The sequence below is a fragment of the Pseudomonas sp. GW456-12-1-14-TSB6 genome (assembly GCF_059424205.1).
Window position 1 is genome coordinate 1 of the sequence record NZ_JBWKZE010000035.1, and the last position, 18,363, is coordinate 18,363.

Consider the following 18,363-nt stretch of genomic DNA (forward strand, 5'->3'; position numbering starts at 1 on the left):
TCCCCATGTGAGAGTAGGTCATCGTCAAGATTAAATTCCGAAACCCCAATTGCGAAAGCAGTTGGGGTTTTGTTTTGTCCGTTGAAAAGTTTTACTCGCGACAGCGAACAAATTTGCACAGTTATTTTCGAATCGGAACACTAGAATAGCCCCACCTTTTTCGGAGCCAGAGCCTTTATGTCAGATCCGGTTGGCGCCCAAGGGCTGTCAGAATTACCGCTGGAAGACTTGGTGGCCTGTCATGAGTGCGACCTGCTGATGCGCAAGCCAACCCTTGCTCATGGCGAAAAAGCCCTCTGCCCACGTTGCGGTTACGAACTGTATGCCCATCGCCATAATGTGGTGCAGCGCAGCCTTGCCCTGGTGATTGCGGCATTGCTGTTGTATATCCCGGCAAACTTTTTACCCATCATGCAGCTCAATATCCTCGGGCAATCCTCGCAGGATACGGTATGGAGCGGCGTGCTCGGTCTGTTCAACACTGATATGCAGGGCGTTTCGATCGTCGTGTTTCTATGCAGCATGGCTATACCGCTGCTCAAGCTGCTCTGCCAGTTGTTCGTTTTACTCACAATTCGCTTCAATGTCGGCCGCAGCTATGGTCTGTTGCTCTACCGCATTTATCACCACCTCAAAGACTGGGGCATGCTTGAGGTCTACCTCATGGGCGTCCTTGTCGCGATCGTCAAACTGGCGGACATGGCGGCCATCACCGTCGGCCTCGGTCTGGCATGTTTCATCGGTTTGTTACTGGTTCAGGTCTGGCTTGAAGTGGTGATGTCGCCGCACCAGATCTGGCAGGCGTTATCAGGAGAAGATGCCCATGCGGGCGATTGATGCAGGCATTCTGATCTGTACCGAATGCCACGAACTGAACAGGCAGGATACCGACAGCGATGTGCAGACCTGCACCCGATGCGGTGCGCTGGTTCACGCCCGGCGGCCCAATAGTCTCGCGCGAACCTGGGCGTTGCTGATCACGGCCGCGATTATCTACATCCCGGCCAACGTACTGCCGATCATGACAGTCAGCTCGCTTGGTCAGGGGGATCCCAGCACGATCATGTCCGGTGTCATCCAATTGGTGCAGCACGGCATGATTCCCATCGCCGCCGTGGTGTTCATCGCCAGTATCCTGGTGCCGACCTTCAAGCTGGTGGGCATCGCGCTGCTTCTGTTTTCCGTACAGCGCCGCCAGCCCTTGTCCGCACGTCAGCGGATCTGGATGTATCGCTTCATCGAGTTTATTGGCCGCTGGTCGATGCTCGATATTTTCGTGATCGCCATTCTGGTGGCGGTCGTCAACTTCGGCCGGCTTGCCAGTGTCGAAGCCAATCTTGGCGCCATCGCCTTCGCCAGTGTGGTGATTCTGACGATGCTCGCCGCTGTCACTTTCGATCCCCGACTGATTTGGGATAACACGGAGTCGGACGCCGACCATGACTGATTTGCCTGTAGCTAAAACCCGACCGGCTTCGAACTGGTCTGCCATCTGGGTGCTGCCCCTGATCGCTCTGATTATCGGCGGCTGGCTCGGCTGGCGTGCCTACAATGAAACCGGTATCGAGATTCAGGTGCGTTTTGAAAGCGGTGAAGGCATTCAGGCCAACAAGACCGAAGTGGTCTACAAAGGCATGCCGGTCGGCAAGGTGAAAACCCTCAAGCTCGATGATGAAGGCAACTCCAAAGGTGTCATCGCAACTATCGAGATGAACAAGGATGTCGATCAGTACCTGAAGACCAGTACCCGTTTCTGGCTGGTCAAGCCGAGCGTGACGCTGGCCGGGATCACGGGGCTGGAAACTCTGGTATCGGGTAACTACGTCGCTATCAGCCCTGGTGAGGGCGAGCCGACCCGAAAGTTCAAGGCCCTGGCCGAGGAGCCGCCGCTGTCGGACTCCAAACCCGGTTTGCACCTGACGATCAAGGCTGATCGCCTCGGTTCGCTGAACCGTGGCAGCCCGGTGTTCTACAAGCAGATCAAAGTCGGTCAGATCAAGAGTTACGTGCTGTCGGAAGACCAGAGCACGGTCGAACTGAAGGTGTTCATCGAACCGACCTACGCCAAACTGGTGCGCAAACACACACGGTTCTGGAACGCCAGCGGCATCAGCATCGACGCCAACCTGTCCGGCGTGAAAGTGCGCAGCGAATCCCTGGCCAGCATCGTCGCCGGCGGTATTGCCTTTGCCACCCCGGAGAACCGCAAGGACAGCCCGCCCACCGATCCAAGCCTGCCGTTCCGTCTCTACGAAGACTTCGATGCGGCCGCCGCCGGCATCCGCGTGAAGGTCAAACTCAGCGATTTCGAAGGCCTGCAAGCCGGGCGCACTCCGGTGATGTACAAGGGCATTCAGGTCGGTAACCTGAAAGCGCTGAAGATCGATCCGGATCTGTCCAGCGCGACCGCCGAACTGACCCTCGACCCGCTGGCCGAAGACTATCTGGTGACCGGCACGCAGTTCTGGGTGGTCAAACCATCGATCTCCCTGGCTGGCATCACCGGTCTGGAAGCGTTGGTAAAAGGTAACTACATCGCCGTACGCCCGGGCGACAAGGGTGGTGCGCCACAACGTGAATTCGAAGCCCGGCCAAAAGCGCCGCCGCTGGATCTGCGCGCACCCGGTCTGCATTTGGTGCTGTTCACCGACACCCTCGGCTCGATCGATGTCGGCAGTCCGATCCTCTACAAGCAGGTCAAGGTCGGTTCGGTGCAGAGCTATCAGTTCTCCAAGACCCGCAAACAACTGGTGATCGGCGTCCACATCGAGAAGGAATACGAAAACCTGGTCAACGCTTCGACCCGGTTCTGGAACGTCAGCGGCGTCACGCTGACCGGCGGTTTGACCGGTGGGATTCAGGTCAAGAGTGAATCGTTGCAGACCCTGATGGCCGGCGGCATCGCTTTCGAGACGCCGCAAGCCAAGGCCCCGCTACAAAAGCGCATCCCGCGCTTCCGTTTGTTCGCCAACCATGATGAAGCGAATCAGAAAGGCGCCGTCGTCACCATCAAGGTCGATCGCGCGGACGGTTTGCGCAGTGGCACCCCGGTTCGCTTCAAAGGCCTGGACGTGGGCAAGATCGAAAGTGTCGACCTGACCGATGATCTGCAATCGGTAATCCTCACCGCGCGCATCACTGAAGTGCCGGAGAAGATTGCTCGAGTCGGCAGTCAGTTCTGGGTGGTCAAACCGGAGTTGGGTCTGATCAAGACCTCGAACCTGGAGACCCTGGTCACCGGCCAGTACATCGAAGTGCAACCTGCGGCGAAGAACCTCGGCCCGCAGAAGAACTTCGTGGCCCTGGCCAATCCGCCAGAGGTGACCAAGCAAGAGGCAGGCTTGAGTCTTGTGTTGAGCGCTGCCCGTCGCGGTTCGCTGAAGCCGGGTGTGCCGGTCACCTACCGCGAGATCACCGTGGGCAAAGTCACCGGTTACGAACTGGGCCAGACAGCGGATCGAGTACTGGTGCACATCCTGATCGAACCGAAATACGCGCCACTGGTGCGCAGCGGAAGTCGCTTCTGGAACACTAGCGGCGTCGGTTTCGACATTGGCCTGTTCAAGGGTGTAACGGTGCGCACTGAGTCGCTCGAGACCGTTATTCAGGGCGGTATCGCCTTCGCCACACCGGACGGCGAGAAGATGGGCAACCCAGCCCGCGCCGAACAAACCTTCCCGCTGTTCGACAAGTTCGAAGACGAGTGGCTGAACTGGGCACCGAAAATCCCTCTCGGCAAATAATCCAGAGCCCATGAAAAAGGGCCGCGATCCAATGGATCGCGGCCCTTTTTTGTGCCCGTCAGTTACGCATCAAACCGCATCCAGCTCCGGCTCGTCGGCCTGGACATTGATGGTGGCCTTCACCACATCGTGGCGACGGATGTACTTCCAGTCCGCCTCGTCGATGTAGATACCGGCCGGGCCGCTGCCGCCTTCCAGGTCGATGGCGACACTGGCGCAGACCTGCGGCTTCACGCTCGCCAGAATCGGCACGAAGCCCAGTTGCAGGCTGGTTTCCAGCAGCGCGGCCTGGTTCTTCTCGTCGATGTCCGCCGCCTCGTCGAGGTAGTACGGCAGGCGCACGCGACCGGCCAGGTCGCGGTCCATCAAGTGCAGCAACAGGTACATGTTGGTCAGCGCCTTGATGGTCATCGTGGTGCCGTTGGACGCTGCGCCATCGATGTCGGTGTGGATAACTGGCTGGCCGTTGACCTTGGTGATCTCGAACGCCAGTTCGAACAAGTCCTTGAGGCCGAGCTGGTTGTGGTTCGCCGCCACCAGCCGCGCCAGGTATTCCTTGGCCTCTTCGTTCTTGTTGTCCTGTTCCGCACTTTGGCTCAGGTCGAACACCGACAGGGTTTCGCCTTCCTCGTACTGACCGGCGCTGTGGATGATCTGGTCGATGTGCTTGAGCGCTTCCTTGTTCGGCGCCAGCACGATGCGGAAGCTCTGCAGGTTGGACACCTGACGCTTGTTGATCTCGCGGTTGAACAGCGCCAGTTGGTGCTCGAGGCTGTCGTAGTCACTGCGGATGTTGCGCAGGGTCCGTGCGATATCGGTCACGGCTGCACGACGGGCCTTGCCCAGGGTCAGGGCTTCGTCGGTACGGTGCGCGTAAGCGTTGATCAGCAGCGACAGACGACGCTCCATGTCGTCTTCACTGTCGAACTTGGCTACGCCTTTAAGGCGCACCTGCGCGTACAGCGCTTCGATCTGGCCATCGGCGCGCAGCAGGCCTTGCCAGCTGTCCTGATAGTCGTTGAGCAGCGGCAGCAGGTTGTCCATCGAATCGTCGACCGGATCCATGAACGGCGTACCGAACGGCAGATCTGCCGGCAGCAGCTGACGACGACGCAGGGCATCGTCGAGGGTGCGCTGCTTGGCTTCCATGTCGGCAATCTGCCGGCCGACCAGTTGCAGCTTGGCCGACAGCTGCTGGACGCGCTCGGTGAACGCATCGCTGGAACGCTTGAGTTCGTCCTGCGCGGCTTCCATCTGCGCCAGTTGTTCGAGCTTGTCGCCTTCTTCGGCGCTCAGGGTCTGGGTGCGGCGGAAGTCTTCCAGCGCTTTCTGCGCATCCAGCACCTGCTGGTACAGCGCTTCGGTCTGGGTCTTGCTCGCGGCGCGGTCGGCGGCCACCGCTTGCTGGGTCTTGAGTTGCTTAAGCTCTTTTTCCAGACGCTCTTTCTGATCGCGCAACGCGGCACGGTCGGCCAGCGCTTGCAGGGCCGGCGGCTCGATGTGCGAGATGTCGATCGACAGGCCCGGCACTTCGAAACGCTCGCCCTTGAAGCCGTCGAGGATCAGCTCGACGGATTTCACCCACTCGCCGTCCTCGTCGAGAGTGATGCCATGTTCGCCCAGCGGCAGGCTGAACAGTGCGCTGTTGAACAGACGCATCAGGCGCTCGACGTCCTGTTGCGAGAATTCTTCGCGCAGGCGGGCGTAGCTGTTGTTGTCGGCGTGATCGAGTTGCTGCTTCACCGACTTCAGGCGTTTTTCCAGATCGCGAAGACGTTCTTCGAGATCCTCGGCACTGAACTGACGAGACTGCGCCAGCGCACCGGCCAGTTCGTCGTGAGCGTCCTTAGCCGCCAGCAGTTGCTGCTCAAGAACCTTGACGTCATCGACCAGGGCGAAGCGGTTCTTCAGAACGGACAACTCGCCGAGCCAGCGCTGGATGCCGGAGATTTCCCGTTCCAGACGCATTAGTTCCTGAGTGCCGCCACGCTGATCGTTTTGCAGATCGTCCTGCTCACGACGGTAATGCTCGGCCTGAATGGTCAGTTCTTCCTTGCGCGCCGTGGCGTAATCCGACCAGGTGCCGAGCAACGAGTCGAGCAGCGGCGACAGGCGATGCAGTTTGCCGCGCAGTACATCGCGCTGTTTCACGCCGTTGGCCAAGGCTTCGACCAGCGGGCCGGCAGCCACCAGCGAGTTGTAGTCCTGTTCCATGCGACGTACATCGCGGAAGGCTTCTTCGCACGCCGCAATGTAGTCGACGCTGCCGGAACGCAGGCTGTGTTCGAAGGCATCGAGGAACAATTGCTTGAGCTTGGCTGCGGTGATTTCGCGCATGTGCAGCAGGTTGATGAACAGCGCGCGGAAGGTCTTCAGGCTCTGCTCGCTGGTGGAGCGCAGCGGGATCAGCGTCAGATCCAGCGGGATCGACGTGTGACCGCCAACCAGCAAGCGACGCAGTTCATCCGGCTTCAGTTCGTAAGCTTTCAGGCCTTCTTTCTCGAGGTTGCTGAACAGCTCTTTCTGGCGCAGGCAGGTGTCGTTTTTCTGGTAGTGCGCCAGATCGAGCTTGCCGGCATAGGCAAAGAACTGGTGACCGAAACCGCCGCCCGGGCCGCGACCGACCACGCCGATCACGTGCGGGCCATGAGGCAGGTTCACTTCGACGAGGATGTAGCTGGTGTCGGAGGCAAAATAGAAACGCCGGGACTGTTCCAGGCTGTACTTGCCGAAACTCATGTCCGACATGCGCGCCAGGATCGGGAACTGCAAGGCGTTGATCGAGGCGGATTTGCCGAGGTTGTTCGCGCCGTAGACCGACAGTGGTTCTTCCAGCGGGAACAGGCCGAGGCTGTAACCGGCGGTGTTCAAAAGGGCAAAGCGGCGGATGCCGTAGCGTTCCTGGCTCATGCGTCGGACTCCTGTTCTTCGGCAATGGCGCGGGCCAGTGCGTCTTCTTCGCTCTCTTCCTCAAATTCGCTGAGATCGAGCGGGTCGTCGGTGGCGAGGAATTTCGCCTCGGCCTCTTCGTCGATCAGCACCGGTGCCGGCAGCGGCAGAACGCTGTGCACGCTGGCCGCCAGGTCGCGGTCCTGCTGGACCGACAGGCAGACGTCGAGGAAGCGGTGCATCGGCGGCAGGAAACGGTACACGCCGTTTTCTTCGCTGGCGAAACCGAGCTGGGTCATGCGGCGCATGATTTTTTCTTCGAGTTCTTCGACGGTCTGCACTTCGGCCTGGATGAACAGGTCGCGGTACTTTTCCAGCAGCGATGGCAGTTCTTCACGGCCGAGGCTGCCACCGTCGAGCACGGCGATCGGGTCGCGGCCCTGATCGGCCAGATGTTCGACCAGGATGAAAGTGAACAGCGCCAGACGCTGGGCAGTCTTGTTCACCGCCGCTGCGGCCATGTCCGGGACGAAGTAGTAGAAACCACGGGTATCACAGACCAGTTCGAAACCCAGTGCCTTGAACAGCGTGCGGTACTGGTCCTGGAAGTTCGACAGTTGCGCGTACAGCTCCGGGTCGCGGCGGCTGACGTGGTAACCCTTGAACAGCTCGCGGAAGATCGGCGCGAGTTGCGACAGTTCGGAAAGATCAAGATGCATTGGGGATGCTCGCAGAATCCTCGGCGGCGGTGTCGCCGGCCGAGAGCAGGGCGAAGGAGCGCAGGCTGACCTGGTGCTCGTGAGTGTGGTATTCGCGGCGTTCCAGACGCTCGCGCTTGAAGCGTTTTTCCCGCGACAGGCGCGAAAACCAGTAAAGCAATTCGTCGGTCGCGCCGTCCGGTTCCTGCTCCAGCAGCCAGGTCATCAGATCCGGCATCGGCAGGGACTCTTCGCAGCGGTCGACCATCTCGCGGACGGTGCGCGGTGCGCGTGGGGCATCGCCAGTCTTCTGCGACTTGTGCGCCTTGGGGAAACGCGCCGGTTTTGGCTCGAAACGGGCCAGGGCGTAGACGTAGGCTTCAACCTGACTGGCGCTGCCGAGAAAGGTGCTTTGCGGCCGGGTGAACAGCGGCATCGCGGCTTGCGGCACGGCGTCGATGCCTTTGCGGCGGATCGCGGCCAGCGCCAGCGCAGCGCCACGGGTCACGGCGTTGTGTCGGCGGGCTTCTTCACGCAGCGGCAGCAGCAGCTCGCGGGCGTGACGCAGGGTCAACTGGGCGCTGGTCTGCATTTCGAGGATGCGCGCATGGGTGCGCAGCAGCATGTCGTCATCGACCAGATGGCCGAGGCGCTGCTGTTCGCTGAGCATCTTCAGCAGCACGGTTTCGACCTTGCGCACGCCTTGCTCGAAGGCGCCGTCGGCGTTCACCAGATCGATCATCGGCTCGACATATTCGTCCCAGGTCGCCAGCACTTCGGCATAACGCTGACGCAGCGGGATCTGCCGGTCGCTGGTCTTGGCCCGTTCGGCCACGGCCACCAGCGCCTGTTCGTCGTTGTCGAGTTTCTTCAGAACGTCGCGCACGCGCATGTCGAGCAGACGCAACTGACGCGCCAGATCATTGCCGTCACGGACATCGAACGCGTCCTGGATATAACCGGCCAGACGCTCGAGGTGACGCAGATAGGCTTCGATTTCCAGGCACAGGCCCAGACGGTGTTCCCGGCGCAGATAGGCGAGGAAGTCGTGGATCTGTGCATTGAGCTCGAAACGGTTCGGGCTTTTCGCCACGGGAACCAGAATGTCGAGGCGGATCCACACGTCGAGCAGACTGGTGATGTCCTGCGGCGTGCTGTCCAGTTGTTGGGCGGCCAGTTGCGTGCGCAGTTCGTTGAGGCTCAGGGTGCCCTGGTCGAAGTGCTCGCACAGTGGCTCCAGAAGTGCCCAGTGTTCAGCGAGGGCGCGCAAGACGCGCTTGGGTTCGATCATCGGAATGGCCGGCTGGTTGGCGATTAAAAGCCGCGATTGTACTGCATCACGAAGGATGCGATTCACTCTCGGGACGGGCTGTCGCTTTTCTTTGCGTCAAGGTATCGATCAACAGCGGGCGATCTTGAGCGAAGGGCTGTAGAATCAGCGCACTTCAGTTATCCACAAGTGGCCGACCCTTGCTAATCGAGTCCCGCCGCCGCGCCTATTTGAACGCCATGCAGGTGGTCAACTGGCTGCCGCGCACCGAATTGCCCTTTGCCGCACCGTCGCGGCCCGAGCTGCTGGACATGCCCGAGCCCGAGCCCGGGATTGCCGCGCCGGTGATTCCGGCAACCCCGGCCGAAGCGCCGGAGCAGCCGGCTGCGCGTCCGGTCGAGCGGCCGAAGATCGAGGTTCCGCGACCTTCGCTGGCCAGCACCCGTACGGGCGCCAAACCGGTCGAAGAAGTCGACGACACACCCGTGGTGGCCAAGCCGGCGCCGGTGCCGCCACCGCGTTTCGCCCTGCAATTGCTGCGCGCCGGCCGTTGCCTGCTGCTGGTGGAGTTACCCACAGGCGAAGCCTTCCAGTCGCGCGATCCTGCTTATCTGTTGCTCAAGGACATGCTGCGTGCCGCCGGCCTGCCGGACGCGCCGCAGATTGTCGGTGAGCCGGTGCGCTGGCCATGGCTGAATCGCGGCACGATGGATCAGGGACCTGAAGCGGCCCGGGATTTCGTCCAGGGTTTCCTGTCGGTGCAGATGGAGGCGGCGCCGTGCGTCTGCCTGTGGCTGATCGGCCTGCCGGCGGTGCGCTTTGCCGGTGAGGCGGATGCCGAGGCGTTCAACCGTGAATTGCAAATCGAGGGTCTTGGCCTGGCGTGGGCCGTGCCGGGGCTGGAATTGTTGATGGAAGAGCCACAGCGCAAGGCCGCCGTGTGGCAAGCCATGCGTCGGCTGATGGCGCGCTGGAAAGAATCGAATGAGTGACGCTGTATCGTTTCGCCCGATGACCGAGGCGGATCTGGACGCTGTGCTGAAGATTGAATTCGCCGCGTACAGCCATCCGTGGACCCGCGGGATTTTTCTCGACGGCCTGGGCAAGTACCAGATCTGGCTGATGTTCGAAGGCGAGCAACAGGTGGGACACGGAGTGGTGCAGATCATTCTGGACGAGGCGCATCTGCTCAATATCACGGTCAAGCCGGAAAACCAGGGGCGCGGGCTGGGGCTGACCCTGCTTGAATACCTGATGTCACGCGCCTACGCCGCCAATGCCCGGGAATGTTTCCTGGAAGTGCGCGACAGCAACACCTCGGCGTTTCGCCTGTACGAACGTTATGGCTTCAACGAGATCGGCCGGCGCCGGGATTACTACCCGGCGGTCGGCGGGCGTGAAGATGCCGTGGTCATGGCTTGCACGCTCGTCGACTGATCGCGGCAGGAGTCCTCAGCGCTTGCGATCCAGCGGATCGCGGCGCGCCAGTTCCGCTTCATCCAGCCCATTGCCGCCGCCGATGTCGTCCTCGTCGACCACGCTCAGATCCCAATCGGCCTGATTGCCTTCTCCGAGTTCCTGGGCATCCCGGGCACCGTCCTCATGGATCAGGGTTTCCGGGCTGAGGTCGTCGTCGGTGGGCTCGTGATCGGCGGTCGATGCCCCGGTCAAACCGGCTTCGCGCACGCGCTCGCGTGGCATAAGCTGCTCGCGCTCGCGTTCGGGCAGTTCATCGCCGATCTTCGCACTGGGCTCTTCGTCGTCGAAGTCCAGCTCGTGCACCGAACCCATGCGGTCTTCGTTGTCATCGATGGGCTCCGGTTGCACCGCATCATATGGACGTCGTGAATCAGTCATGGCAAATCCTCATACTGTGGGCCTTACTGAGGTGGACTCACCGGGCGCACGAGAATTCAAAGCAAATCACCCGCGATTCCTGCGTGACCCCGACGGGCGGTCGACTGTCCTACCAGCGCATCTTTCTTGAGGCCTTACAGCATGCATGACTTACAAGACCTGATTGATAACAACGAGCGTTGGGCTGACGCGATCACCAAGGAAGACCCGGATTTCTTCGCCAAGCTGGCCCGTCAGCAGACGCCTGAATATCTGTGGATCGGCTGCTCCGACGCACGGGTGCCGGCCAACGAAATCGTCGGCATGCTGCCGGGCGATCTGTTCGTTCACCGCAACGTCGCCAACGTGGTGCTGCACACCGACCTCAACTGCCTGTCGGTGATCCAGTACGCGGTGGACGTGCTCAAGGTCAAACACATCCTGGTGACCGGGCACTACGGCTGCGGCGGCGTGCGGGCTTCGATGCAGGATCGCCAGTTCGGCCTGATCGATGGCTGGCTGCGTTCGATCCGCGACCTGTACTACGAAAAACGCGAAGAACTGGCCAAGCTGCCGACCGAAGAAGAACAGGTCGACCGTCTGTGCGAACTCAACGTGATCCAGCAAGTGGCTAACGTCGCCCACACCAGCATCATCCAGAACGCCTGGCATCGCGGGCAGAGCCTGTCGATCCACGGCTGCATCTACGGCATCAAGGATGGTCGCTGGAAAAGTCTGAACACCACGATCAGCGGTTTCGAGCAATTGCCGCCGCAGTACCGTTTGCGTCCGGTCGGCGCGCCTTGATCGGTCGTTCAGCGTAAACCTTGCCGACGCCGCCAGTTCAGCAAATAGCGCTGGCCTTCACGATTGGGTGTTTCGTCGTAACCGGTGATCCACCCACGGCAGTTCGAGGACCCGCAACCACAGGCAAACTGCCGCAGCAGTTTGTCTTCGGTGGCGGTGTAATCGATGGTCAGCCTTTCACCCTCCACAATATCGCGCAGGGCCCACACCCATAACTCGCTCATGTCGAGAAAGGTGTTCGGGTCGCAGCAATGCTCGAATGCGCCACAAAAACGCGGGTCGTACAGATGGATGCCGGCCAGCAGTTGCCTTGTCTGCCGGCAGCGATAGGGCAGCAGTTGGCCCGAAAACCGGCATATTCGAGTGATACGCAGAAATTCTCGGCACGCTACCACAGCGATGGCCAAGCCCTCGGGATCGTGAACAATCTCGAAATCCTGCTTCGACGGAAATCCCAGGCGGACGGGGAGTCCGGCAAAAGGATAAATGCCCTCTGTATCGCGTGCCGGTTTACCCGATAATGCGTAAGTGTTCATAACGCTCCCTGTTGGCTCGGTGTCGCGACATCCCTCGGCTGACGTCCTGTCAGTCCTGCAACACAGTGATTGGATCCAAGATCTCCTAAATGATACTGGCGGTCTACTGTCAGATCTGACAGGCGAGATAGACGCTTTCCCGAGTCAGCCAAGGCTGACACGGGAAACGTTGGCGGTTTAGAGCGGGGGGGCCGGTGCGGCGGTGGCCGGCAGCGGGTTCTTGAGTTGTTGCAGCTGAGTCTTGATCGGCGCAGTGGCGCACTTGGCCGTGGCCTGTTCTGGGCTCAGGTTGCGGATCGAGGTGTAGAACAGTTCGCAGGTCTTGACCTTCTGCGTCACTTGCCAGGTCTGCGTGCAGCTGTTGAGCAGTGTTTTCGGGTCGGTACCCGGTTTGCTGCCCATCCCGGCCTGCCAGCAGGCGGCGCTCAAGTCCTGCCCCATCACCTTCAGACCCGCGGCATCGGCCTTGGCCTGGGCATCGTCGCCGGTGTAGCTCTCGGGATCGGCGGCATACCAGATGTAGCTCGGGTGGTTGGAACCCAGCACCGGCACATTCACCCCCGCGCTCGGGCTGATGCTCGCCAGGCCCAGCACATTCACGGTTGCACCATATTGCTGCTTGAGCCAGTTGCGCACCGGCGCACCGAAGGCAACCATCGGCAGCGCGGCACCGCTGGCGTTCTGGCTGACCTGCTTGACCATGGTGGTCTGGTAATCCTTGAAGTAGTCGTACACGCCTTCCAGATCCTTGCCGGCGCTGGCGGGCGCGGCGATCGGGGCGATGTCGACGATGGTCTGGTAGGCCGGCGTCTGCTCGGCGGGGATGCCATTGTCGGTCAGCAGCGCAGCCCAGCGGTCGGTGGTGTTCGAGCGCAGGTAATCCTGGGCCTGGGTCAGTGAGTAATCCGGCGGGAAGTGCAGCAGCTCGACACTCTTGCGGTTTTCCAGGGCCATGCCCAGTGGCAGGAACAGGTACCAGCTGTACGCCCATTTGCCGTCGGCGTTGAGCTTGCTGGCGCCGGTGTAGGCCAGATCGCCGGCGTCCAGCAGCGCGGTCAGCGGTTTGTCGTAGCCCTGTGGTACACCGCTGATTTCGGCATAGAGCTGATCGTTGTCGTTTTTCACCAGCACCTTGGCGTTGGTGTAGCCGTCACGCTGCACGCTCTGGCTCAGGTAATGGGCGACGGTCTGCTCCAGCGTCCAGTTGCGAAAGCAGATCACGCTGCAATTGTTGGGGTAGGCGAAGAGGCGGGTGACGCGTTCGGTGCTGCCCAGTTTCAGGTCGACATCGGCGTGGGCCGCAGCGCTCAGCGTGAGCGCCGCGAGGGTGAGGCCTGCAAGTTTCAACATGCTCAGATCCTTTTCAGCGAGGGTAAAACCTTGGTGGAGGGGCAATCCGGCCCGCATCAAGCCTAGCCGGGGAACAGATGTTTCAGCGAATAACCAAGCTGACTCGCAAGAATCACGCCGGTCATGACCACCAGAAACAGCAATTGCAACGGGCTGAAATGCGCCCAGTGCAGCGCGGTCAGCCATGGGTGCTTGTCGCTGAACTCCGGGTCGAGCGTGCCGATGCGCCGCTTGTGCCAGAGCCCGATCACGATTACGCCGATGTAGGTGAAGGCTCCCAAGGCACCGAGCATGACCGAGAACAGCAGGATCATGACGGCTTGCGGCACGCCATGGCGCAGCACGAGCCAGCGGGTGTCAGGATTCCATCGGCGTGGAATGACTCTTTCGGTCAACCACAGGTCCTGAACGATCAAATGGGCGCTGATCAGAAACCAATAACTCAGGCCGATCCGGAAAAACCACACAGGAACGCAGGCGAAGGCCAGGGGAATGACGATGCTCATCGCCGTGGTTTTGTGCTCGGCGGGCAGATAGAACAGCCACAGTGCTAACGCTATCGCGGCCCAAGACCGCAACCAGGTTTCGGCGGCGATGTAGCGCGGCAGAAACCGTCGCCAGTAGAAAACGTCGGCATAGGGCAAGCGGGCAAGCAGGTCGGGGAAGCGCCACTTGAGGGTTTCCGACAACTGTTGGCAGGCCTGCCAGTCCGCCGGAATGAAGCGGTCGGTCAGGTCTTTGTGTTGCCGCGGCTTCATCGGGCTGATCAGCATGCGCGCGGCCAGTGCGTCGGGCGACCCGTTGCGTTGATCTTCGGCTCGGGCGCAAAGAGTGTCGTAGAGGCTTTCCTGGTTGCAGCGCTCGATCAGCGCCTGCCAGAGCCAGTCCGGTTGCGGATGAATGCCCTTGGTGTCGTCCCAGCCAAATAATTGGGAGATACGGTCGAACAGCGGAACGCTCCACTCTCTGTCCTGCAGCAGTTGCAGAATGATCTGCTGCCAGTGTTCCCGACGGTCGAACACCTGGAGCCAGGGTTGGGCCGTGTAAGTCTTGAGCAGCGCGAGAAATTCGCGCTCGTTTTGCGAGGCGAGGAGGGTTTCCAGCGATTGCCGGTAATCCGTCAGCAACTCGCTGGCGAGAATGCTGCGCTGCCCGTCGCCGATAACGATTTCCTGCCAGGGGCCCAGCCAACCGAGGTGCTGCACCGCCCAGCGGGCAATCGATAGGCGCAGGGCGGGCTGATCGAAGCACAACGTCAGCAACAATGTCTGGAACGCCTGCGCACAATCCTGCTGGCGCGCTTGCTCCCAGCGCTCGTCCAGGTTGGCTTCCGAGAGGCCGTTCAGCAATTGCGATGCGGCTTCAATGGCCGGGTCGGCAGTCGGCTGCTCGGGTTCCAGGTTAAGAGGCTCCGGATTCAGGGGCTGTACCCGCAAGATCGGCGACTCGAGCGGTGCTTCGGGCGCGGCCGGGGTCACCGGTTCGAATAGCGCCGCAGGGTAATCCCACGCATCGGTCCCTGTCTTCTGCAGCGGCTGGGCCATGGACTGCTCCTGTGCCGCCAGCGCGGCGATACCCGGAGCAAGCATGACGTCGCCGTGCTCGTCGGTCTCCTCGTTTTCAAGGCGCCACTGGGCAATCGACAGTGCCCGCTCATAGGCCTCGCGCAGGCGCTGGAAGCCTGCGGCATCCTCATCGGGCCGGAAGACTTTCAGCAGACGCGCATAGCTGCGCTTGATATCGCGCAGCCCGGCGTCTTCGGGCAGTTGCAGGACGGACCAGCATTTCATGTCGTGCTTCCTTACTGCCAGGGGCTGCGGTCGAGGGCGCTCAACTGCTTGCTCAGTTCGGTGCGGGTCTCACGGATCTGCCGCTCGTCCTGAGAGTCCAGGGCGTGCTGGAATTGCTTGGCCCAATGGCCGATCTGATCACGCAGGTCGCCCAGGCTTTCCTGATACAGACGTTCCAGCCGCGCACTGAGCAGGGTGTTCACCTGTTGCTCGCGCGGATGGATCTTCAATTGCGCCAGGGCTTGCAGACGCTGCTGGATTTCCTCGGGCGTCAGCACGCCGGGGTTGTTCTCGATGACCAGCGAATGCTGCTGACCGGTCAGGGGGATGCTGACCTGGGCTTCGAGCAAGCCGTTGTTGTCGTAGGTGAAACGCACATCCAGCTCGACTTCGCCAGCCTTGCGCTTGGGCACCTTGATGTCCAGTTGGCCGAGCGCCACGTTGTCTTTGACCAGGCGGCTTTCGCCCTGAAAGATTTTCACGACGACCTGTTCCTGGTTGTCGTGAAGGGTCTGCACGGTTTTCACCCGGCTGACCGGAACGATGCTGTTGCGTTCGATGATCGGCAGGTAATGACCGCTCTCATACTGGCGACCGACCTGGGTGGAGGTCTCGATCCCCAGGGTGTAGGAGCAGACATCCGTAAGAACCACTTCTTCCAGCGCGGCCGAACGGGCCTTGAGTGCCGCTTGAATCGCTGCGCCCTGGGCTACTACCTGATCCGGATCGAGGCTGATCGACGGGAAACGGCCGAACAGCCCGGCAGCCAGTTTGCGCACCAGCGGCATGCGGGTCGTGCCGCCGACCAGCAGGATTTCGTCGAGGTCGCTGACGCGGATGCGTGCGTCGCGCAGGGCCCGTTCGATCGGCGCGCGCAGGCGTTCGAGCAGCGGCATGTACAGCGTCGCCATTTGCGCCTGGGTGATGGTCTGGGTCCATTGCTTTTCGCCGACCTGCAATCTGAATTCGGCGCTGGCGTCCTGGCCCAATGCGCGGCGTACACGCTCGGCTTCGCGGCGCAGCGGCTGGAGGATGCTGGAGCGCTCGGGGAAGTCCGACACGTTGCGATGCTGATCGATAAAGTGCTCGAGCAGTACGTTGTCGAAATCCTCGCCGCCGAGGAAGTTGTCACCGGCGCTGGCGCGCACTTCCATGACGCCTTCGAAGAGTTCGAGAATCGACACGTCGAACGTACCGCCGCCCAGGTCGAACACCAGGAACGAGGTTTCCTTGTCCCGCTGGTGCAGGCCGTAGGCGAGTGCGGCGGCGGTGGGTTCGTTGATCAGCTTTTCGACTTTCAGGCCCGCCAGCTCACCGGCGATGCGCGTGGCCTTGCGCTGGGCGTCGCTGAAGTAGGCCGGAACGCTGATCACGGCTTCCGTGACGGTCTGGCCGTAGGTGCGCTCGACGTCTTCTTTCAGGCTCTTGAGCACCAGCGCCGACAGTTCTTCTGGACGGAATTTTTTATCCCCGAGGTAGACCTCCGTCGCACTGCCCATATGGCGCTTGAACAGCGATGCGGTCAGGCGCGGATGGGTGTGCAGGCGTTCGCGGGCAGCTTGCCCGACCAGAATCCGGCCCTGATCGTCCAGACCCACCACGCTGGGTGTCAGGAACTGCCCCAGGGCGTTGGGCACCAACTCGGTGGCGTCGCCCTGCCATACGGCAACAAGGCTGTTGGTGGTTCCCAGGTCAATCCCGACGATCATTGCAACGAACTCCCTTTGCGCTCTGACAAAAAATGAAACAGATATTGGCGCGCAAGAATATTACCGAGGCAGTGGCGCGGTAAAGAAAGATGATGGCGCTGAGCCATTATTTGCGACAGGCAACCGCAGAAGGGATCGTTCGGGGCGTTTTTGTGGAGGAGAAAGACAGGGCGCCGGAGCCGGCACCCTGTCGTCATCGTTTACGGCATCACGGGCGGTAGATAGGAAAGCGTCGTGCCCAGCGCCCACAGCAGCACCAGCACCAGCGGTGTGTGCACCAGCAATTGCACAAACGAGAAACCGATCAGATCCCGTGCCTTCAGCCCCAGCACGCCCAGCAGCGGCAGCATATAGAACGGGTTGATCAGATTCGGCAGGGCTTCGGCGGCGTTGTAGATCTGCACCGCCCAGCCAAGGTGATAGTTCAGATCGTTGGCCACCTGCATCACGTACGGCGCCTCGATGATCCACTTGCCGCCGCCGGACGGAATGAAAAAGCCGAGAATCGCCGAGTACACGCCCATCAGCAGTGCATAGGTGTCGTGGGAGGCAATGCTGACGAAGAAGGTCGAGATGTGATGGGCCAGGGTCTGGGCGTCGGTGCCCTTGACCGTGGTCATCAGCGCGGCGATCGAGCCGTACAGCGGGAACTGGATCAGCACACCGGTGGTGGTCGGCACGGCGCGCGCCACTGCATCGAGGAAACTGCGCGGGCGCCAGTGCAGCAACGCGCCGAGCATGATGAACAGGAAGTTGTAGGTGTTGAGCCCGGAAATCGCGGTGATCGCCGGTTTGGTCGAGAACTCGTGGAACAGCCATCCGGCCGCCAGCAGCACCAACAGGATGATCAGCAGCGGGCTGTGTTCCAGCCATTCGCCGGGGCGAGTACGAGGTTGCAGCGGCGGCAGGTTGAAGGCCGGGTCGATGCCGCAGGCCTTGGCGTCACGCGCCGAGTTCGGGCCGGGTGCGGTGGCGTAGGCGATGATGATCGAAATCACGATCAGCGCCAGCAGCATGACTCCCGACTGCCAGAGGAAAATCGTCTGGGTGAACGGAATCACCCCGGTGATCGACAGGATCGACGGCGGCAGGCTGGCCGGGTTGGCCTGCAACTGCGCGGCGGACGACGACAGGCCCAGCGCCCACACGGCGCCGAGGCCAAGGTAGGCGGCGGCACCAGCGGCGCGATAGTCCATTTTCAGATCGGTGCGGCGGGCGAGGGCGCGGACCAGCAGACCGCCGAACACCAGCGACAGGCCCCAGTTGAGCAAGGACGCGAACATCGAGATCAGCGCGACCCACGCCACGGCGGAGCGGCCGTTCTTCGGGATCCGCGCCAGGCGATCGATCAGCTTCACGGCGGGCGGCGAACTGGCCACCACGTAACCGCCGATCACCACAAAGGCCATCTGCATGGTGAACGGGATCAGGCTCCAGAATCCGTCCCCGAACGCCATCGCGGCGTCGGTGGGTTTCGCTCCCATGGCCAGGGTCGCCAGCGCGACGATGATCACCGCCAGCGCGGCGAATACCCAGGAGTCGGGAAACCAGCGTTCGGCGAAACTTGAACAGCGCAAGGCAAAGCGCGCAGAGCGGCTATCTTCGATATCAACGGCCACGGGAGTACCTCGGATTTTTATGTTTATTGTGGTCTTCGGGGCTTGGCCGGCCCGTCTGGACAGGTGCCAACAGTAAATCAACCGGCGGATTTTTGTGACCGTGTTTTGCTGAATCA

Annotated in this window: 15 protein-coding genes; 6 read left to right on the forward strand and 9 right to left on the reverse strand. The window is 61.3% G+C overall.

All coding sequences use genetic code 11. From position 1 onward, the window contains the following. The first annotated feature begins 177 nt into the window (after window positions 1–177). From AC07Y2_RS24865 to AC07Y2_RS24875, 3 genes are read left to right on the forward strand one after another with little or no spacing between them, the layout of a single operon-like run. Window positions 178–837, forward strand: coding sequence for a paraquat-inducible protein A (locus AC07Y2_RS24865; RefSeq protein ID WP_039766393.1), 660 nt, complete (start codon window positions 178–180; stop codon window positions 835–837). Then, on the forward strand, window positions 824–1,447 hold the full coding sequence (locus tag AC07Y2_RS24870) for a paraquat-inducible protein A (protein WP_007951771.1): 624 nt from the start codon (window positions 824–826) through the stop codon (window positions 1,445–1,447). Before AC07Y2_RS24865 ends, AC07Y2_RS24870 begins: the two co-directional genes overlap by 14 nt. Next, window positions 1,440–3,743, forward strand: a complete 2,304-nt coding sequence (locus tag AC07Y2_RS24875) for a PqiB family protein (RefSeq protein WP_103387130.1) — start codon at window positions 1,440–1,442, stop codon at window positions 3,741–3,743. The genes AC07Y2_RS24870 and AC07Y2_RS24875 overlap by 8 nt, the downstream gene beginning before the upstream one ends. A 69-nt stretch (window positions 3,744–3,812) precedes the next feature. Here AC07Y2_RS24875 and mksF read toward each other — a convergent pair whose 3' ends face one another. Genes mksF through mksB form a run of 3 tightly spaced genes read right to left on the reverse strand, consistent with a single transcriptional unit; the run spans window position 3,813 to window position 8,621 of the window. After that, window positions 3,813–6,653, reverse strand: a complete 2,841-nt coding sequence (mksF, locus tag AC07Y2_RS24880) for an Mks condensin complex protein MksF (protein WP_039766389.1) — start codon at window positions 6,651–6,653, stop codon at window positions 3,813–3,815. After that, a complete protein-coding gene (mksE, locus tag AC07Y2_RS24885; protein WP_011335946.1) occupies window positions 6,650–7,351 on the reverse strand; it encodes an Mks condensin complex protein MksE in 702 nt (233 codons plus the stop codon). The genes mksF and mksE overlap by 4 nt, the downstream gene beginning before the upstream one ends. After that, on the reverse strand, window positions 7,341–8,621 hold the full coding sequence (gene mksB / locus AC07Y2_RS24890) for an Mks condensin complex protein MksB (RefSeq protein ID WP_162803847.1): 1,281 nt from the start codon (window positions 8,619–8,621) through the stop codon (window positions 7,341–7,343). Before mksB ends, mksE begins: the two co-directional genes overlap by 11 nt. A gap of 218 nt (window positions 8,622–8,839) precedes the next feature. On the opposite strand from mksB, the gene AC07Y2_RS24895 reads away from it, so the two are divergent. Both AC07Y2_RS24895 and rimI read left to right on the forward strand, forming a co-directional pair. Then, window positions 8,840–9,592 (forward strand): energy transducer TonB, encoded by a 753-nt coding sequence (locus AC07Y2_RS24895; protein ID WP_085668215.1) that lies wholly within the window; start codon window positions 8,840–8,842, stop codon window positions 9,590–9,592. Further along, the gene (gene rimI, locus AC07Y2_RS24900; RefSeq protein ID WP_039766383.1) at window positions 9,585–10,037 is read left to right on the forward strand and encodes a ribosomal protein S18-alanine N-acetyltransferase; all 453 of its coding nucleotides are present in this window, start codon (window positions 9,585–9,587) and stop codon (window positions 10,035–10,037) included. The genes AC07Y2_RS24895 and rimI overlap by 8 nt, the downstream gene beginning before the upstream one ends. Window positions 10,038–10,052: 15 nt before the next feature. Here rimI and AC07Y2_RS24905 read toward each other — a convergent pair whose 3' ends face one another. Then, window positions 10,053–10,457, reverse strand: coding sequence for a hypothetical protein (locus tag AC07Y2_RS24905; RefSeq protein ID WP_039766381.1), 405 nt, complete (start codon window positions 10,455–10,457; stop codon window positions 10,053–10,055). 141 nt (window positions 10,458–10,598) lie between these two features. Here AC07Y2_RS24905 and can point away from each other — a divergent pair, with 141 nt between their 5' ends. After that, window positions 10,599–11,243, forward strand: a complete 645-nt coding sequence (can, locus tag AC07Y2_RS24910) for a carbonate dehydratase (protein ID WP_007951756.1) — start codon at window positions 10,599–10,601, stop codon at window positions 11,241–11,243. Between the two features lie 8 nt (window positions 11,244–11,251). Here can and AC07Y2_RS24915 read toward each other — a convergent pair whose 3' ends face one another. The 5 genes from AC07Y2_RS24915 to AC07Y2_RS24935 form a co-directional block, all read right to left on the reverse strand. Further along, window positions 11,252–11,779, reverse strand: a complete 528-nt coding sequence (locus AC07Y2_RS24915) for an SET domain-containing protein-lysine N-methyltransferase (protein ID WP_039766379.1) — start codon at window positions 11,777–11,779, stop codon at window positions 11,252–11,254. 177 nt (window positions 11,780–11,956) lie between these two features. Then, complete coding sequence (locus AC07Y2_RS24920; protein ID WP_103387131.1) at window positions 11,957–13,129, reverse strand: hypothetical protein; 1,173 nt, start codon at window positions 13,127–13,129, stop codon at window positions 11,957–11,959. Window positions 13,130–13,191: 62 nt separating this feature from the next. After that, window positions 13,192–14,919, reverse strand: a complete 1,728-nt coding sequence (locus AC07Y2_RS24925) for a J domain-containing protein (RefSeq protein WP_103387132.1) — start codon at window positions 14,917–14,919, stop codon at window positions 13,192–13,194. Window positions 14,920–14,930: 11 nt separating this feature from the next. Continuing rightward, the gene (locus AC07Y2_RS24930) at window positions 14,931–16,628 is read right to left on the reverse strand and encodes a molecular chaperone HscC (RefSeq protein WP_103387133.1); all 1,698 of its coding nucleotides are present in this window, start codon (window positions 16,626–16,628) and stop codon (window positions 14,931–14,933) included. A 200-nt stretch (window positions 16,629–16,828) separates the two neighbouring features. Continuing rightward, a complete protein-coding gene (locus AC07Y2_RS24935; protein ID WP_103387134.1) occupies window positions 16,829–18,247 on the reverse strand; it encodes a short-chain fatty acid transporter in 1,419 nt (472 codons plus the stop codon). Window positions 18,248–18,363 lie beyond the last annotated feature (116 nt).

Excerpts from the sequence above, each read along its gene's own strand:
- AC07Y2_RS24865 (WP_039766393.1), top strand. The coding sequence starts at position 178 with ATGTCAGATCCGGTTGGCGCCCAAGGGCTGTCAGAATTACCGCTGGAA.
- AC07Y2_RS24870 (WP_007951771.1), top strand. The coding sequence starts at position 824 with ATGCGGGCGATTGATGCAGGCATTCTGATCTGTACCGAATGCCACGAA.
- AC07Y2_RS24875 (WP_103387130.1), top strand. The coding sequence starts at position 1,440 with ATGACTGATTTGCCTGTAGCTAAAACCCGACCGGCTTCGAACTGGTCT.
- mksF (WP_039766389.1), bottom strand. The coding sequence starts at position 6,653 with ATGAGCCAGGAACGCTACGGCATCCGCCGCTTTGCCCTTTTGAACACC.
- mksE (WP_011335946.1), bottom strand. The coding sequence starts at position 7,351 with ATGCATCTTGATCTTTCCGAACTGTCGCAACTCGCGCCGATCTTCCGC.
- mksB (WP_162803847.1), bottom strand. The coding sequence starts at position 8,621 with ATGATCGAACCCAAGCGCGTCTTGCGCGCCCTCGCTGAACACTGGGCA.
- AC07Y2_RS24895 (WP_085668215.1), top strand. The coding sequence starts at position 8,840 with ATGCAGGTGGTCAACTGGCTGCCGCGCACCGAATTGCCCTTTGCCGCA.
- rimI (WP_039766383.1), top strand. The coding sequence starts at position 9,585 with ATGAGTGACGCTGTATCGTTTCGCCCGATGACCGAGGCGGATCTGGAC.
- AC07Y2_RS24905 (WP_039766381.1), bottom strand. The coding sequence starts at position 10,457 with ATGACTGATTCACGACGTCCATATGATGCGGTGCAACCGGAGCCCATC.
- can (WP_007951756.1), top strand. The coding sequence starts at position 10,599 with ATGCATGACTTACAAGACCTGATTGATAACAACGAGCGTTGGGCTGAC.
- AC07Y2_RS24915 (WP_039766379.1), bottom strand. The coding sequence starts at position 11,779 with ATGAACACTTACGCATTATCGGGTAAACCGGCACGCGATACAGAGGGC.
- AC07Y2_RS24920 (WP_103387131.1), bottom strand. The coding sequence starts at position 13,129 with ATGTTGAAACTTGCAGGCCTCACCCTCGCGGCGCTCACGCTGAGCGCT.
- AC07Y2_RS24925 (WP_103387132.1), bottom strand. The coding sequence starts at position 14,919 with ATGAAATGCTGGTCCGTCCTGCAACTGCCCGAAGACGCCGGGCTGCGC.
- AC07Y2_RS24930 (WP_103387133.1), bottom strand. The coding sequence starts at position 16,628 with ATGATCGTCGGGATTGACCTGGGAACCACCAACAGCCTTGTTGCCGTA.